The organism is Lentzea guizhouensis, assembly GCF_001701025.1.
GTDB classification, from domain to species: domain Bacteria; phylum Actinomycetota; class Actinomycetes; order Mycobacteriales; family Pseudonocardiaceae; genus Lentzea; species Lentzea guizhouensis.
Genome location: NZ_CP016793.1, coordinates 2,616,493 through 2,631,517 on the forward strand (window position 1 = coordinate 2,616,493; position 15,025 = coordinate 2,631,517).

Annotated in this window: 19 protein-coding genes; 17 read left to right on the forward strand and 2 right to left on the reverse strand. The window is 69.9% G+C overall.

Annotated elements, in window-relative coordinates:
• Nucleotides 1–27 precede the first annotated feature (27 nt).
• The 6 genes from BBK82_RS50160 to BBK82_RS13120 all read left to right on the forward strand — a co-directional run bounded on the left by BBK82_RS50160 (nucleotide 28) and on the right by BBK82_RS13120 (nucleotide 2,143).
• Nucleotides 28–165, forward strand: coding sequence for a hypothetical protein (locus BBK82_RS50160; RefSeq protein ID WP_154697279.1), 138 nt, complete (start codon nucleotides 28–30; stop codon nucleotides 163–165).
• A gap of 37 nt (nucleotides 166–202) precedes the next feature.
• A complete protein-coding gene (locus tag BBK82_RS50165) occupies nucleotides 203–364 on the forward strand; it encodes a hypothetical protein (RefSeq protein ID WP_154697280.1) in 162 nt (53 codons plus the stop codon).
• A gap of 167 nt (nucleotides 365–531) precedes the next feature.
• The gene (locus BBK82_RS13110) at nucleotides 532–1,287 is read left to right on the forward strand and encodes an NUDIX domain-containing protein (protein ID WP_065915272.1); all 756 of its coding nucleotides are present in this window, start codon (nucleotides 532–534) and stop codon (nucleotides 1,285–1,287) included.
• Between the two features lie 19 nt (nucleotides 1,288–1,306).
• Nucleotides 1,307–1,444, forward strand: coding sequence for a hypothetical protein (locus tag BBK82_RS50170; RefSeq protein WP_154697281.1), 138 nt, complete (start codon nucleotides 1,307–1,309; stop codon nucleotides 1,442–1,444).
• A 127-nt stretch (nucleotides 1,445–1,571) separates the two neighbouring features.
• Nucleotides 1,572–1,835 (forward strand): hypothetical protein, encoded by a 264-nt coding sequence (locus BBK82_RS13115; RefSeq protein ID WP_065915273.1) that lies wholly within the window; start codon nucleotides 1,572–1,574, stop codon nucleotides 1,833–1,835.
• The gene (locus tag BBK82_RS13120) at nucleotides 1,835–2,143 is read left to right on the forward strand and encodes a hypothetical protein (protein ID WP_065915274.1); all 309 of its coding nucleotides are present in this window, start codon (nucleotides 1,835–1,837) and stop codon (nucleotides 2,141–2,143) included. The genes BBK82_RS13115 and BBK82_RS13120 overlap by 1 nt, the downstream gene beginning before the upstream one ends.
• A 259-nt stretch (nucleotides 2,144–2,402) precedes the next feature.
• Here the strand turns inward: BBK82_RS13120 and BBK82_RS13125 are convergent, their stop codons facing one another.
• On the reverse strand, nucleotides 2,403–2,681 hold the full coding sequence (locus BBK82_RS13125) for a hypothetical protein (protein ID WP_065915275.1): 279 nt from the start codon (nucleotides 2,679–2,681) through the stop codon (nucleotides 2,403–2,405).
• Nucleotides 2,682–2,752: 71 nt separating this feature from the next.
• Here BBK82_RS13125 and BBK82_RS13130 point away from each other — a divergent pair, with 71 nt between their 5' ends.
• The 7 genes from BBK82_RS13130 to BBK82_RS13155 all read left to right on the forward strand — a co-directional run bounded on the left by BBK82_RS13130 (nucleotide 2,753) and on the right by BBK82_RS13155 (nucleotide 9,903).
• On the forward strand, nucleotides 2,753–3,256 hold the full coding sequence (locus BBK82_RS13130; protein ID WP_065915276.1) for a hypothetical protein: 504 nt from the start codon (nucleotides 2,753–2,755) through the stop codon (nucleotides 3,254–3,256).
• A complete protein-coding gene (locus tag BBK82_RS13135) occupies nucleotides 3,253–5,535 on the forward strand; it encodes a P-loop NTPase family protein (protein WP_065915277.1) in 2,283 nt (760 codons plus the stop codon). The genes BBK82_RS13130 and BBK82_RS13135 overlap by 4 nt, the downstream gene beginning before the upstream one ends.
• A gap of 298 nt (nucleotides 5,536–5,833) precedes the next feature.
• The gene (locus tag BBK82_RS51560; RefSeq protein ID WP_170067909.1) at nucleotides 5,834–6,001 is read left to right on the forward strand and encodes a hypothetical protein; all 168 of its coding nucleotides are present in this window, start codon (nucleotides 5,834–5,836) and stop codon (nucleotides 5,999–6,001) included.
• A gap of 184 nt (nucleotides 6,002–6,185) precedes the next feature.
• Nucleotides 6,186–6,770, forward strand: a complete 585-nt coding sequence (locus tag BBK82_RS13140; protein ID WP_154697282.1) for a hypothetical protein — start codon at nucleotides 6,186–6,188, stop codon at nucleotides 6,768–6,770.
• A 294-nt stretch (nucleotides 6,771–7,064) separates the two neighbouring features.
• Nucleotides 7,065–8,780 carry a DNA cytosine methyltransferase gene (locus BBK82_RS13145; protein ID WP_065915279.1) on the forward strand — a complete coding sequence of 572 codons (1,716 nt, stop codon included), beginning with the start codon at nucleotides 7,065–7,067 and terminating at the stop codon, nucleotides 8,778–8,780.
• Nucleotides 8,781–8,859: 79 nt separating this feature from the next.
• Nucleotides 8,860–9,594 carry a PP2C family protein-serine/threonine phosphatase gene (locus BBK82_RS13150; RefSeq protein WP_065921024.1) on the forward strand — a complete coding sequence of 245 codons (735 nt, stop codon included), beginning with the start codon at nucleotides 8,860–8,862 and terminating at the stop codon, nucleotides 9,592–9,594.
• Nucleotides 9,595–9,666: 72 nt separating this feature from the next.
• Nucleotides 9,667–9,903: a hypothetical protein gene (locus tag BBK82_RS13155; protein WP_065915280.1), complete on the forward strand. Its 237-nt coding sequence runs from the start codon at nucleotides 9,667–9,669 to the stop codon at nucleotides 9,901–9,903.
• Between the two features lie 975 nt (nucleotides 9,904–10,878).
• Here the strand turns inward: BBK82_RS13155 and BBK82_RS13160 are convergent.
• On the reverse strand, nucleotides 10,879–11,058 hold the full coding sequence (locus BBK82_RS13160; protein ID WP_065915281.1) for a hypothetical protein: 180 nt from the start codon (nucleotides 11,056–11,058) through the stop codon (nucleotides 10,879–10,881).
• 301 nt (nucleotides 11,059–11,359) lie between these two features.
• On the opposite strand from BBK82_RS13160, the gene BBK82_RS55785 reads away from it, so the two are divergent.
• From BBK82_RS55785 to BBK82_RS47480, 4 genes are all read left to right on the forward strand, one after another.
• Nucleotides 11,360–11,485 carry a hypothetical protein gene (locus BBK82_RS55785; protein WP_257785453.1) on the forward strand — a complete coding sequence of 42 codons (126 nt, stop codon included), beginning with the start codon at nucleotides 11,360–11,362 and terminating at the stop codon, nucleotides 11,483–11,485.
• 100 nt (nucleotides 11,486–11,585) lie between these two features.
• Nucleotides 11,586–12,638, forward strand: a complete 1,053-nt coding sequence (locus tag BBK82_RS13165) for a bifunctional DNA primase/polymerase (protein ID WP_065915282.1) — start codon at nucleotides 11,586–11,588, stop codon at nucleotides 12,636–12,638.
• 55 nt (nucleotides 12,639–12,693) lie between these two features.
• On the forward strand, nucleotides 12,694–14,379 hold the full coding sequence (locus BBK82_RS13170) for a hypothetical protein (protein ID WP_065915283.1): 1,686 nt from the start codon (nucleotides 12,694–12,696) through the stop codon (nucleotides 14,377–14,379).
• Between the two features lie 278 nt (nucleotides 14,380–14,657).
• Complete coding sequence (locus BBK82_RS47480; RefSeq protein WP_071812594.1) at nucleotides 14,658–14,984, forward strand: MerR family transcriptional regulator; 327 nt, start codon at nucleotides 14,658–14,660, stop codon at nucleotides 14,982–14,984.
• Nucleotides 14,985–15,025 lie beyond the last annotated feature (41 nt).

The following is a 15,025-nucleotide window of genomic DNA, read 5'->3' on the forward strand; positions in this document are numbered from 1 at the left end:
GTACACAGCAACGAAAGGACCAGTGACATGGCTGACAAGCAGTACCTGCCGAACCCGGACTGCACGACGTGCGGCGGCACCGGCAGTTACGAGCAGTGGACCGAGACGACCGGCGGCAACTGGTTCGTGGTGGACACGAGCTGCGGCTGCCGCGACTGGCGCTGACCTACCCCACGACGTTTCCAGAAAGGACTGATCGGCAATGGGCAGGACCAACGACGTCAACACGCAGAACAACAATAACACCAACCAGGCGGCCGACAACTGCACCAACGGCCACATCGCCACCAACGGCCAGTGCTCGATCGGCTGGTGCGCCTACAACCAGTGGCCGGCCACCTGGCCGGAGAACACGACCCGCTAGACGCCCTGGTCCGGCGGCTCGAACCGCCAAGAACGCACCGCCGGACCAGGTTGCACCACCTCACCCGGTAACAACCGAGCGCAGGCCCGCACAGTGTCCCGCACACCTGTGCACGCGGGCAACGCGCGAACACCCCCTTCACCTCGACCCGAAAGGGCCTGTTTGCCATGCCCAAGAACAAGTTCACGCCTCGCGGTTGCCACGTTCCCGCCGACCTGCGGCCGTGGTCGACGCGCTGGCCCTACTACACGCCGGTGGACATCACCCCGCCCCAGCTGACGCGCAAGGGGCTGCCGGAGAGCGTCGCGGAGGGCTGGGCCGAGCCCGCGGTGACGCCTGAGGATGTGCGGGACTGGCCCGGCCGCGCGGCGTCGGCGCTGGTGCCGTTCACGTTCGACGCCTACCGGTGGCCGCTCAACCCGACCGGCCGCACCGGCAAGACCGGCCGCAACCTGGGCCGCTGGGGCGAGAACCGCGCTGCCGACCCGATCGTGGTCGCCGGTGACCTCGACCGCGACGGGGAGCGGTGGGTGCTGCTGATCCTGCGCGGCGACACCAGGCAGTGGGCCATCCCCGGCGGCATGGTCAACCCTGGCGAGACCGCCCCGGCCGCGCTGGTGCGCGAGCTGCGCGAGGAGACCGGCGTCGACCTGGCCGGCCAGACGCCCACGATCGTCGCCTGCGCTTACGTCGACGACCCGCGCAACTCCGATCACGCCTGGATCGTCTCCACCGCCGCGCTCTACCGGCTGCCGCACACCGTGCTCGCGGTCGGCGGCGACGACGCCGTGGAAGCCGCCTGGTTCCCGTTCAGCGATCTGGACGCGCTGACCAGTGCCGTCGCCGACGCCGGCGGGCAGCTCTACCCCGCGCACCTGCCGCTGTTCACCGCGGCCCTCGACCACCTCGACGGCTGCTGCTGACCAGCGAGGAGACCCGCTCATGCAGTGCCCTGACTGTGCCACCGCGAACGGCGCCGTGTGCTCGACCTGCGAGGGCGACGGCACGGTGCCGGACTGGCTGGCCAACCCCGAGATCCAGGGCGAGGCCGCCGCCCGCTCCTGGGGCTGGCGCGGCTAAGCCCGACCCGGTCGGCCCCCTCGTTCTGCCGTCAGGCGGGCGGCTCGAACCGCCCTGGCTCTCTTACGCCCCGCCCGCCTGGCGGTGCCCCACCTCACCCCTCGTCACGAGACAGGACCCACGTGCCATGCCCTCCACCTCGTTCACCTCGACCTCGACCACCGCCGAACCGACCATCTGCGAGCTGCTGGCCACCTGGCAGGCCAGCGCGCCATCCGAGGACGCCCCCAACAGCGTTGTCGCCGACTGGTTCGCGTTGTCGGTGAGGCTGCTGACGCCGATCACCGGCAACCCCGCCCACCCGCAGCACGCCGACGCGTGCGAGCTCGCCCGCGAGAACTCCCACGACGCCCTGGCCCTGCGCGCGGGCGCCGGATCGGCGGGTGCGTGATGGGTGGCCCGGAACTGGTGCTGCTGCTGGGTTCTGGCGTCGCGCTGGCGCTGGCAGTGCTGCTGTGGAAGCTGCTGGTGCTCACCGGCGGTATCGCCGTCGTGCAGTGGGCGTTCGTGACCGGGTTTGCCGACAACCCCGCCGTGCAGGCCGTCGCGTTCGCGCTGCCCGCGCTGCTGGCCGCCGCCGCACTGCTGTACCTGCCGCGCGCGGCCGGCCGTTCCGCCCGCGCGCACTCGCCGCGCTCGACCCACTCGTTCAACCCGCGCCGTCGCGCGCACCAGACCCGTTGGGAGGCAATGGCATGAGCACCTGGGCTGAGAACCGCCGCGCCGACCGCGTGGCCGCTGCCGAGCAGGCGCGTGAGGACCGCCGGGTGCTGGCCGAGCTGCGCGCCGACCGTGACCACGACGCCCGCATCCGCGCGCAGGCCGCGCAGGCCGCGCGGGACCGCCGTGCCGCCGCACTGGCCACGGTGACCAGCTGGACGCGGGATCACGTGCTGGACCTGATGTTCGCTCCGGTGATCGTCGTCCCGGCGGTGCTGGCGTGGACGGCGATGGCCGTCTACGGCGAAAAGATCTTCGGTCCGGCGGGGGTGCTGCTGCCGCTGTTCTCCGAGGGCGCCATGTGGGTGTTCGCGTTCGCCGTCGCGTTCGCGGCCCGCGCGGGCCGGTCCACCGGCTGGTTGCAGCTGGGCACATGGGTGTTCGCCGGGGTCGCCGCGGCGCTCAACTTCGTGCACGGGGTCGAGCAGCCCGGCGGCGGCATCGGCCACGGCATCGTCATGGCGCTGGTGTCGATCGGCGGCGTGGTGGTGCACCAGCTGGTGCACGCCAACCCCATGCGCGCTCGCCGCACCCGTGCCGAGCGGGCCGCGGCGAAGGTCGAGCGCGACGCGCAGCCGGTTGCAGCGGGTGCGCCGCGCCGCCGTCCGCCAGGCCGCCGCGCAGGTCGCCGCCGATGGCACCGCGACCCTGGTCTACCGGCCTGGCACGTTCATCCTGCGTGGCGGATTCGGCTGGCCGCGACTGGCCCCGGCGACCGTTCCCGGCCTTCCCGTGGACGTGCTGGGAGCCGAGCTGGGCGACGGCCTGGCCGACGAGATCACCGCCTACCTCACCGCCCTGCCTGCCCCGGACGCACTGCCCGGCGGGAAGACCGAGCACCCCTCGGGAAGAGGGCAAACGCCCGCCACGACCTCCGCTGTGGAGGTCCCGGCGGAGATCGCGGACAAGTTCGGCGGCTACGTCGCGCGGGTCCGCGCGGCGATCGACTCCGGCAGGCTCCCGGCCTCGCCGAGCAAGGACGCGGTGCGCAAGTTCCTGCGCATCCGCGCCACCTACGCAGCCGCCGTGTGGCAGGCCGCGACTGACCACGACAACGGCCCCGACGACGGCCGTCAGGAGGTGACCGCATGAACACCCTCGACAACACACAGCCCGAGCAGCACGACGAGCACGGTGCGCGGGTCTACGACCTGTCCGCGCACCGCACCACCACCGCCGCCGACCAGCCCGCAGTGGACGGCGACGCGCAGCAGCAGCAGCAGCACGCGCACGACAGTGAGATCGTGACCGGTCCTGCGGCTGCCGAGCTGGAGGCGCGGGTACAGCGCGGCGAGCTGCGCACGATCCCGCAGACCCGCATCGGTCGTGCGCGGGTCGTGGTGGTCACGCAGGGCGGCAAGGCCGTGCGGCGCACCGCCCGCGCGGGCTGGACGGTGGCGCAGGGCCACGGGTCGTGGATGCGCCGTGCCGCCGACGCGGTGACCTTCGGCCACGTCCGCGAACAGATCCGCCTGGCTCGCATGCAGGGCGACAGCGTCGCCCTGGCGGAGTGGACCGAGCGGCTGAACATGCTCAAGACCGGTCGCGCGCAGCGCATGCGCGAGCTTCCGGCCACCATCTACGCCGGGCTGCGTGCCGCCGCCGTGGTGACCATCGTCGCCGCCGGCGTCATGCTGATGGCGGGGCTGGCCTTCCAGCTCACCCCCGGTGGCTGGACGTGGGGCGACTGGTGGAGCTTCGTCGGTGACGTTGTCGGCATCGCCGGGGTGTTCGCGACGATCGCCCTGCACACGGTGCTGTGGGGCGCTGCCCCTGCGTGGCTGTTCGCCGCCTGGCGGGAAGGACGGCGCGCGGGGATCGTGCCGCGCTGGCTGGTGTCGGAGACCGAGCGCGCGGAGATGAACTCCGAGATCACGCCGGACCTGGTCACCCAGGCGCTGATGCACGTCAAGCTCCCGGCATTGACCAAGTTCCTCAAGGACGGCGGCCAGCTGGAGTACCTGATTCAGCCGCGTGAGCAGGGCGGCGGCACGTATTTGCAGGTCAGGCTGCCGTTCGGGGTGGTGGCGGCGGAGCTTTTGCCGTCGAAGAAGGTGGAGCTGCTGGCGGGCAACCTCGGGCGGCACAAGCACGAGGTGTGGCCGCAGCGCGATCCGGCCGCCGACGCCCGCGTGCTGGACCTGTGGGTGGCCGACAAGGGCACGATGGACAAGCCCGCTCCGGCCTGGCCGCTGCTGGAGACCGGCGAGTTCGACGTGTTCCGTGAGCGCATCCCGTTCGGTGTCACCATGCGCCAGGAACAGATCGAGGTCGGTGCGCTGCAGAAGCACTGGCTCATCGGCGCCACCTCCAAGCAGGGCAAATCGACCGTCATGCGGCTGATCGCCCTGTGCTTGGCGCTCGATCCGACGATCGAACTGAAGATCGCCGATCTCAAGGGCGACGGTGACTGGAAGATGTTCACCCCGCGCGCCACCACGTTCATCGAGGGCTCCACCGAGGAGGACGCGGAGGCCACCGCGGCCATGCTCGAATGGGGCGTGGCGGAGATGGAACGCCGCTACCAGGCCAAAGCCGACCAGAACATCGTCGGGCCGATCACGCGGGAGATCTCGCGGCGCAAGGGTTCTGGGTTCCACCCGGTCTACCTGATCGTTGACGAGTGCCAGGTTCTTTACGGCGCGGAGCACCCGGTGGGCGGTACCAAGGACGGTGCCCGCGCGGTCAAGGCCGCCAAGCGGCTGCACGACCAGGCCCGCGCGGTCAACATCCACCTCATGCAGGCCACCCAGCGTCCCGACGACCGCACGCTTCCGGTGCGGGTACGTGAGGGCGCGCACGTGCGCGGCTCGCTCAACGTCCCCAACGAGGCCACCGCGAAGATGATCCTGGCCGACGCGGTGGACCGGGGCGCCCGCCCGCAGGACCTGCGGCCCGGCGCGGATGCCGGAACCATCGTCATGACCGGCGAGGTGGAGGACATTCCCGCAGGTCAGGCGTTCGTCATCGTGCGCAGCCACTACGTGTCGACCAAGGACGCCTACGCGGTCATCGCCCGCGCGATGGACATCCTCAAGCGCCACGGCCGCCAGGTCACCGCACCGGTGACCGAGCAGCCCGTGCAGGTCGACCACCTGCGCAACATCGAACGCGCCCTGCGCGACGAACCGCGCGCCCGCACCGCCGTGGTGCTCGCGCGCCTGATCGAGCACGACCCCGACACCTACACCGCCATGACCGCGCAGACCTTCGCCGCACTGCTTGACGAGGTCGGCGTGCCCATCCGCAAGAGCCACGGCGACAGCGTCATCCGCGCCACCGACATCACCAGCGCCCTCACCCAGCGTGACAGCCATGACGGCGACTCAGAACGCGCCGACACCAACGCCGGCAGCCGTGACGGTGCCTGACCACACCCACGGCACGACAGGGAAGGGCACGGGGAAGACACCACGGCACGGGGAAATTTCCCCACACCCATCCCCATGCTCGCTTCCCCGCCCTCACCAGGGCCAACACCCACCGGGGAAGATCCACACCGACGACCGCTGACCAGGCGAAACCCGCCAGAAAACGGGCCGCCCATCCCCGGCCGACTCTTCCCCGACCCACCCGCAGATCCGGCCGCAGCGCACTCGGCACGGAGGCGCACGCGGCACTCCACCACCCCCACCAACAGTCACCCACAGTGACGGATTTGAGGTTCTGATGATCGACGACGTCATGCACATCGAGAAGTCCCGGTCCTGGTGGGACGGCTCCGCGATCACGCTGTGCGGGATCAAGATCCCCAAGCCGCACACGTTCTGGTTCGCGTGGCTGTCGAGCAACCCCAAGTGCCCGGCCTGCGAGGCGGCGAACACGGCCAAGCGATGAGGTGGCCGTGGCGCCCGCGTCCGCGGCTGCACATCGGCTACCGGTGCCGCTGGGACGCCAGTGTCCGGACCTACTGCGGCATCGAGGTCCAGCCGCAGGACTGGCCGGTCTACTTCGGACAGTCCGGACTCACGCCGTGCCGGAGCTGCCAACGGCAGAAGCGACCGACCCCGGAAGGATCACCGTGACCGACACCCAGACCACCCCCGCTGTCACCACACCTGACCGCCCGCTCGGTTTGGTCTCCCTGGCCCAAGTCGACGTCCCGTACTCGTACGGGATCGTCAAGGTCGCGCAACTCGGTGTGGAAGCTGACGAGGAGTTCTCGGTCTTCACCGCAGATCCCGACCTCGCCATACGCGCCGTTGACCACGTCATCCGCGAGCACTACGCCGCCATCCCCGACGAGATCGTCCTGGCCGACGAGGCACAGCCCGTCCACTGGCGACAGCTCTACAACCACTGCGGCTGTGTCGAGCACCAGCTCGACGACGACGGCGCGCACCTGTGCCGCTGCAAGCGGGAAGGCATGCCGCCGTGCGTCGACGACGACCAGGACTACTACACCTGGCAGATGGAGCCCGCCGACAAGGACGACCTCGACGCCACCCCGGTTGTGCTCGTGTCCACGGAGTTCCACTTCCCCGCGAGCACCGACGACGGCGTGCAGCTCGAACTCGTGGTCTCGCCATCCAACCGGCTGGAAGTGGGCGGGCCGCTCAATGGCTCGCACACCGCATCGCCCAAGTCCTCTGACCACCGCCGGTAACCCCTACAACAACCCTTCTCAGATAGAGAAAACAAACCCGCAAACCCGCAAACGCATACCGACACAGCTCCTGAGCTGGGCAAACAGTGTGCGGGTTTGAGTGCGGGTTTAGACGGGGGTGCGGGTTTGACACCCGCAAACCCGCACCACACCCGCACTCTCTTCAGGCCCTTCGGCCGCACACCTCACAGGCAGGCCCCACTACCCCGCGCGGGTTAGTGGGGCCTGCCCTTCACACCTCCGCAGGGCGCGACGTCGTGCCCTGCTTCGAGCGAGCGCGAAAGGCAGACGGCCATGGGCATCACGTTCACCGACATCTTCTGCGGCGCGGGCGGTTCCTCGATCGGCCTGACCGCCGCCGGGTTCGAACTCAAGCTCGCCGCGAACCACTGGGACCGCGCGATCGAGACGCACGCCGCGAACTTCCGCGACGCCGACCACCTGTGCGCGGACGTGTCGAACTACGACATGCGCCGCCTGCCCCGCACCGACGTGCTGTGGGCATCACCGATCTGCACCGAGCTCAGCCCCGCCGGGGGACGTAAGCAGAGCCGCGGGCAGCTCGACCTGCTGGCCGACCTCAACGAGCACGGCCCGGTCAGCTCCGACGCGCTGACCCGTACACGGGCGACCTTTCACGACGTCATCCGGGCCGCCGAGGTCCACCGCTACAAGGCGGTCCTAGTCGAGAACGTCGTCAACGTGGCCACCGACTGGGAGTTGTTCGACTGGTGGGTGCAGGGCATGTGCCAGCTGCGCCCCGGCTACAACGTGCAGTTCGTCTCCGCCAGCAGCGCCCACATCGGCGGCCCCGGCAACCCACACGCCCCACAGTGGCGCGACCGGCTCTACATCGTGTTCACCCGCAAGGACATCACGCTCCCCGACGTCAGCCCGCGCCCGCTCGCCTACTGCGCCAAGTGCGACCAGGTGATCGAGGCGTTCCAGTCGTGGAAGCGCCCGGAGCGGCGCACGATCGGCAAGTACGGGCAGCAGTACGTCTACCGCTGCCCGTCCACCAGCTGCGGCCACGCGATCGTGGAGCCCTACGTCCTGCCCGCCGCCGCCGCGATCGACTGGACCGACCTGGGCCAGGTCATCGGGGAGCGCGCCAAGCCGCTGGCCGCCAAGACCGTCAAGCGCATCCAGGCAGGGCTGGACATGTTCGCCCAGCCCATCGTCGCCGCCGCCGGTGGCAACACGTGGGAGCGGCCGGGTTCGGGCTACGTGCGGGCATGGCCCGCGATGCGGTCCCCGGCCATGGCCCGCACCGGCACCCCCGGTGACGGCGTCGCGGTGCCGCCATTCCTCACGCCCGCCGGCGGCACGTGGAACGAGACGCCGACCGAGGTCGGTGTGCCGATGCGGACCCGCACCACGCGCGACACCGAAGCCCTGGTGTGCCCGCCGGTGATGGTGTCGGTCAACCACGACGGCGACGGACGCGCCTACCCGGCCGACTCCCGGCCGCTGCCCTCACGCACCACGAAGATCGGCGACGGGCTGGCCTTGGCGCCGCCGTTCGTGGCGGAGCTGCGCGGCGGCGGGTCGACCGCACGGCCGGTCGCGCACCCGCTCGCGACCATCACCGCGGGCGGCAACCACCACGGCCTGGTCGTGCCCGATAAAGCATTTATCACCCGCCACTACGGCGGCCACGACACCTCCAAGTCCCGGCCGGTGACGCAGCCCCTCGGGGCGATCACCGCGACCGGCGGCAACCATAGCCTGGTCATCCCGTACCGGCGCGGCGCCAAGCCGCACCGCGCGGACACCCAGCCGATCTCGACCGTCGCCACGCGGGAGCAGCACGGGCTGATGCACGCCGGGTACGCGGTCGAGGACTGCCGGTTCCGGATGCTCAAGCCCAGCGAACACCTGGCGGCACAGCGGTTCCCGGCCAGCTACGTCGTCACCGGCAACTCCGGCGAACAGACCATGCAGGCGGGCAACGCCGTCAGCTCCAACGTCGCACAGTGGCTCGCCATCCGCCTCGCGAAGGTCCTCTAGCCCGCGCGGCACACGAACGTGACAGCACCGACTGCTGTCCACGACAGACACACCAACCAACCAGTCAGGAGAACCTGTGATGCGCCAGGACTACGAGACGATGACCGTCTCGGTCGGCACCGCCACCGACATCGGCGGCCGGTCCCACAACTGCGACGCCACCGCCGTGCACTCGACTGCGTCCACCACTGCCGTCGCGCTCATCGACGGCATCGGCAGCACGCCCGAGGTCGAGCACGCGGCCGGCCTTTTCGCCGAAGTCGCTGCCCGCGTGGCCGCCCGCCGTGGCCCGGTCGCCGGTCTGTTGGCCGCGCACGACCTCGTCTCCGGACCGGGACCGGAGACGCCCAAACCCAACGCGGTCGGTGCGGTCGCGGTCGTCTACCCCTCGGACCGGGCGATCGTCACCGCGCATGTCGGTGACTGCCGCGTCTACTCCTGGACCGCCGGCACGCTCACCAGCCACACCACCGACCACACCGTGGGCGAGCTGCTGCGCCAGGTCGGCGTCACCGAGCACCACGCCGCCCTGCACGACGACTGGGTTCGCACCAGCATCGGCAACGCCACCGTGGCCAGCATCCCGGTCGTGGATGTCGTGGCGGACCTCGTGATCCTCACCAGCGACGGCATCCACAAGGTCCTCACCGACGACCAGATCGCCGCCGTGGCGACCCGGTTCCCCGACGACGCGGATCAGCTGGCGTGCGAGTTGGTGGCAGCGGCCCTCGACGCAGCGCGCGATGACGAGCCGCTCGACAACATGTCGGCCGCCGTGATCCGCGTGGACGGCCCTCGGGAAGGTAAGCGATGAGGATTCGCCTGGAAGGCACCCGCGCCGAGGTCGACGCCGCCGTGCCCGCGCTCGAGCACGCCGTCGGGAACCGTGCGCCGGGCGCCGCTGCTGGACGAAGGTGTCCGGCTGGGCTGGGTGTGGTCGAACGGCGCTGACGCTGCGGGCTGGGAGCCGGACGAGCCGATACCGGCCTCGGCGCGTGCCGGCGGTTTCGTGTGGCGCGTGCTCCAGGCCGCTCACGGCCGGGGTGATCGCGGCAAGGTGGTGCTCAACCCGAAGTGGTACGCGCCGCTGTACGCGCTCGGCGACGTCGAGAACGGTAGATGACGTCAGCCCAACACCCGATGAGTGTAATTAATGCGATGATGCAGTGGCCTAAGCCTGTGACCTGCGGTTTCTCTGTGGGCAGGCTTGCGTATCGGTCCTCATATGTAGATAACCGGTGTAGTGTTGGGCCCGGTCCAAAGGGGTGGGCAGCGTGCTTGACGCGCTGCCCACCCTCAGGATCGGGATCAGGTACCGGAGAGCCAGGTAAGCAACTCGATACCGATCCTCACCAACCCGACGGCGCGGGCCAGGTGGGCAGTCATGGTGGAGCTCTTACTCCACCATGACCGAGCCACCGGCCTGCGTCTCGGACCCTTCTCGCGGCGCACTCGTCGCCGCTTCTCATTGCGACGCTTTGAGCGTCGCTTCCGTGGCGCGATCAAGCTGGCACCCTTCTGTCGCAACAAAAGGGCAGACGGCATGTCTGCCCTGCAGGGACAGACATGCGAGTCACGAGCTGACCGACCTCGGTGCGAATCGACCGGACGCCGATCCACACTCGGAATCATAGGGTGGGGGTGTGACAGTTTCTCGCAGCTGCTTGAAGTCCCTGACCTGCGCAGATACACGCTCCCAGTCACGTTTCCGCAGGTAGAAGCCTGCGGACGATCATTCGGGTCGAGATCGAGGGGTGACATAGAAGCATGGGTCCCCCACGAACCTCAGTGCGCTGACCTGCGGCTTCGCTGAGATCCCCCAGAACTCCGCTGAATGAGGTGACATTCAATTAGGTGGCTCACACGACGAAGGGCCCCGTCCGTGGACGGGGCCCTTCATCGTGTGCGACCGCCTAGTGAGGCTGTTCCGGGTTCGTCACCCAGGCGGAAGCCTCGGCCAGATCCTTCAGCTGATCTGGAGACGAAGTCGGCGCCAGCTTGACGATCTCCTTGACCACGGCTTCGCGAGCCGCGTCGTAGCTAGTCGATCCCATGTACCACCAACAAAGGACCGCAGGCGGCCGTTCCTACCGGCGCGCTACATGTTCGGGTGATCGTCAGCGAGCAGCTTTGCCAGCTCCGCCTGGTATTTGGGCCGCTCAGCCTCCGGCGTCCGGGCCGCGGTGTAGGACAGAACGACGAGCCCGTTCCGGTGTGCGTTGTCCTTGCCAGCATCCGCGTACTTCACCGCAGCTGCCTCGTCCTTGAACGACAGCACGGTGATCGCATCCGTCGTGATCTGCTGCTCACACCCCGGCGAGCCGCAGTTCTTCGATTGTCACGCACCCCCGACACCGACAGGCCGGCCGCGCTGAACGCGTCGGCCACCTGCTGAGCCGTCACCGCTGCTGGTGCTGCGCTGCTCGGACTTGTACTCGGCGCGGCGCTGCGCCGGTCGAGTTGGACGTGTTCCCCGGCGCAGTCCGCGAGCGCGAACGCGGCCAAGACCACCGCTACCACAACGGCACGCCGCTGCGCGACGCCACGGTGAACCCAAAGCTGACCGACTTCCTGCCCCGGTGAACGCCGGAGTCGAGGACCCGCACGGCCCGCGGGCCCAGGAGAACGTCGAGACGCAGGTCGCCGAGGCGTTCTCGTCGAGGGCCACGCCGTCGGCGAGGCGACGCAGACGGCGGCCGAGCTAACCCACCCTCGTCCGCCTCGAAGCGGGAACGGCTGCACTAGCCGTGCCCGGCTTCTCATTGCACCGCAACCACCACAGCTCCCAGGAAGGGACTCGCGACCATGACCACGAACCGGACTGTGCAGACCGCCGCTGACGCCGCGTTGTGGCTGGCGGTGCACCGCGGCTGGCACGTCCTGCCTCTCAACTACGGCACCAAAACCCCGCTGCGCGGCTGCGCCGACTGCCGCGCCGAGAACACCGACCACACTCCGCAGACCTGCCCGTGCCTGGCACGTGGCGACGGGGCGCTGTGCCACGGCGTGTGGGCCGCCACCACCGACGCGAGCGTGATCAGCCGCTGGGCGCAGCGCTGGCACACCAGCGTCTGGGCCGTGCACCTCGGGGCGTCCGGGCTGCTCGCGGTCGACCTCGACACCCGCCCCGGTCCGCCGCCGCGCCACCCGCTCAACGGCCTGCCCTGGCCCGCCGACGAGCCCCCGCCGGTGGACGGGCTGGACACCTACGCCACCCTCGCCGCGCTATCCGGTGGCACGGTCGGCGACACGTTCACCACCGACACGCCCTCCGGCGGTCTGCACCTCGTCCACGAGGCAGAGCCGGGCCGGTGGAAGGGCAGTCACGGCAAGGTCCGCGACGGCGACGACACTGTGCGCACCGGCCTTGGATGGCAGATCGACATCAAGGCCTACGGCGGCTATGTCGTGCTGCCCGGTTCCACGAGCAAGGCCGGTCTGTACCGGCGCAGCTCGACCACCACCACGCCGTTGTGGCGCCCGGACTGGCTGGCCGACGCCCTGGCCCGCACCGGCCACGACCGCACCGCCACACCCGCCAAGGCCACGTCCGCACCGGCGCCCGTAGCGACTGGCGGGCGGAGCGGCCCGAGGCGCTACGCCGTCGGCGCCCTGCGGTCCGCCTGCACCGAGCTCGCGGTGATGGAGCCCAACAGCGGACGCAACCGCAAGCTGTTCCGCTCGACCACCCGCCTGGCGGGCATGGTCGCCGCTGGATGGATCGACCGCACCGAGGTGGAAACCGCGCTGGCCGCCGCCGCCGGCCACGCCGGGCTCCCAGCCGGGGAGATCCGCTACGCCCTCACGTCCGGGTTCAACCGGCCGCTTCCCGTCCCGGACATCCGGAGCGCCGCGTGAGTCCCACCCGCACCACCGCACCACCCACACCAGGCACGGAAGGGAGGACCCGCACATGAGCATCACCGCCGACCCCACCCCCGACACCAGCAACGGCGACCACAGCGTGCCCGCCGACCGCCCGGCGATCCAGATCGGCGGCGAGGCCGAAACGATCCGCGTCCTCACGGCCGCGCTGGGACAGGGCGCGCTGCCCGACGTTTACGTCTGCGGCGGGCAGCTGGTGCACCTCTCGCGCGTGTCCGGCAAAGCCGCCGGCGCCGCGGAGCACGCCCACCAGGCCGCCTCCGGGGCGCTGCCGGTGCAGGCCGACCCGCTCACCGCGTCGTCGCTGGCGTGGCTGCTGGCCCACCACGCCTACGTCTACCGCGACAAGTTCAACAAGCAGACCGACCAATGGGAGCAGGTCGAGGCCAGCCCCACCAAAGCCGCCCTGTCCGCGGTGCTGTCCACCCGCTACTGGCCCGACGTCCGCCCGCTCACCGGCGTGGTCACCTCACCGGTGCTGCGCCCTGACGGCACCCTGCTGCAGACCGCCGGATACGACACCCCAACCGGCCTGTACTACGCCCCCAACACCGCCATGCCGCACATCCCCGCGCAACCATCCACACAGGAAGTCACCGACGCGCGCGAGTTCGTGCTCGGCACGCTGCTGCGGGACTTCCCGTTCGTCGCCCCGGCCGACAAGGCCAACCACATCGGCCTGCTGGTCGCGCCGATCCTGCGCCCCTACCTGGGGTGCCTGACCCCGTTCGGTCTGATCTCCGCCACTACGCAGTCCAGCGGCAAGACGCTGCTGGCCGAGATCCCCGGCTACCTCTACGGCCGCAAACACCTCGTGTGGCGCAAGGGCGACGACTCCGAGCTGGAGAAGTCCATCACCAGCGCCCTGCACAGCACCGCCCCGGTGATGCTGTGGGACAACCTCGCCGAAGGAACCGAAGTCAACTCCGCGGTGCTGGCCAAGCTGCTCACCGGTCCGCAGTGGGATGCCCGGATGCTCGGCTCCAACGGTGCCGGGTTCGAGGCGGCCAACGACCGGCTGTGGCTGGCCACCGGCAACAACATCCGGCTGGGCGGCGACATGGCCACCCGCACCGCCCTCGTGCGGCTCGACCCCAACGACCCGCACCCCGACCAGCGCGACCAGACCGGGTTCGGCATCCCGCACCTGGACGACTGGCTCAAGAAACCCGCCAACCGCGTCACCGTGCTGCGGCACCTGCTCATCCTGGTCATGGACTGGATCAACGCCGGAGCACCCCGCAGTGGTCACACCATGCGCCAGTTCACTAGCTGGGCAGACGCGGCCGGCGGGTTCCTCGCCCACCACAGCATCGACGGGTTCCTCGACAACCTGGAGGAGATGCGCGAGGCCGACGACGAGAACACCGAATGGACCGCGTTCCTCGCCCAGTGGCACGAGCTGCACGGAGACCAGCGCCTGCGCAGCAAGGTCCTGTGCCACAGCGCCGAACCCCAGCTCATCGGCGACCAGCTGGTCGACCGCTGGGAAGGCACCTTCCTCACCGACGACCGGGACCGCATCCTGTCCCCGAAGAGCATCGGCAAACTGCTCACCGGCCACGTCGGCCGCTGGCACGGCCGCCACGTCCTGCGCAGCACCCTCGACAAGCACGCCAACTCCCTCGTGTTCTGGGTCGAAACCAGCCCCGAACAGGCACAACCCGACCACGACCACACCAGCGCCGCCGACGACCAGACGGCACTGATGTAGCCGCGGCCAGCAGCTGCCGTGCACCCCCGCTGCGGGTTTAGCGCGGGTCTGCGGGTTTGCTCCGGGTTTCCCGCGGGTTTGACCCGCACCCAAACCCGCACACCATCACCGCAGTTCACAGCCCTGCCGTACCCAAGTTGCGGGTTTGCGGGTTTGAAACCCGCATCCCACACCAGCCCGTACACGCAACGGGCCACCCACACCGCCCGGACGGCTCGAACCGCCAACCACGCACCGCCCGGACGGCCACACCGCACCACCACACAGAACGGTCTGCCATGTCCAACGCTGACAGTCCCAAGCTGCACAAGCCCGTAGATGTCGCCAAGCGCCTCGGATGCTCGGAATGGTGGGTGAAGGAGCAGGCACGCCGCCGTCGAATCCCGTATAGCTGGATCGGTGGGCGCTACCTATTCACCGACGCCCACATCAACGAAATCGTGTTGATCTGCGAGAAGCGGCCGGTTTCGGTCGAAACCCCAGTCACTCATCAAGGTGAATCGCCGCGCAGCGTCCCTTCTTCCGGTGAACAGCCCGTGGTGAGGCTTCGTGCGCGTCCACCGCGCCGCGCACGCGCAACAGCGGGCCGTTCGACTGCCGCATGACAACTTCTGTGCACGCCGTCGCATTAAATAGCGACGGCGTG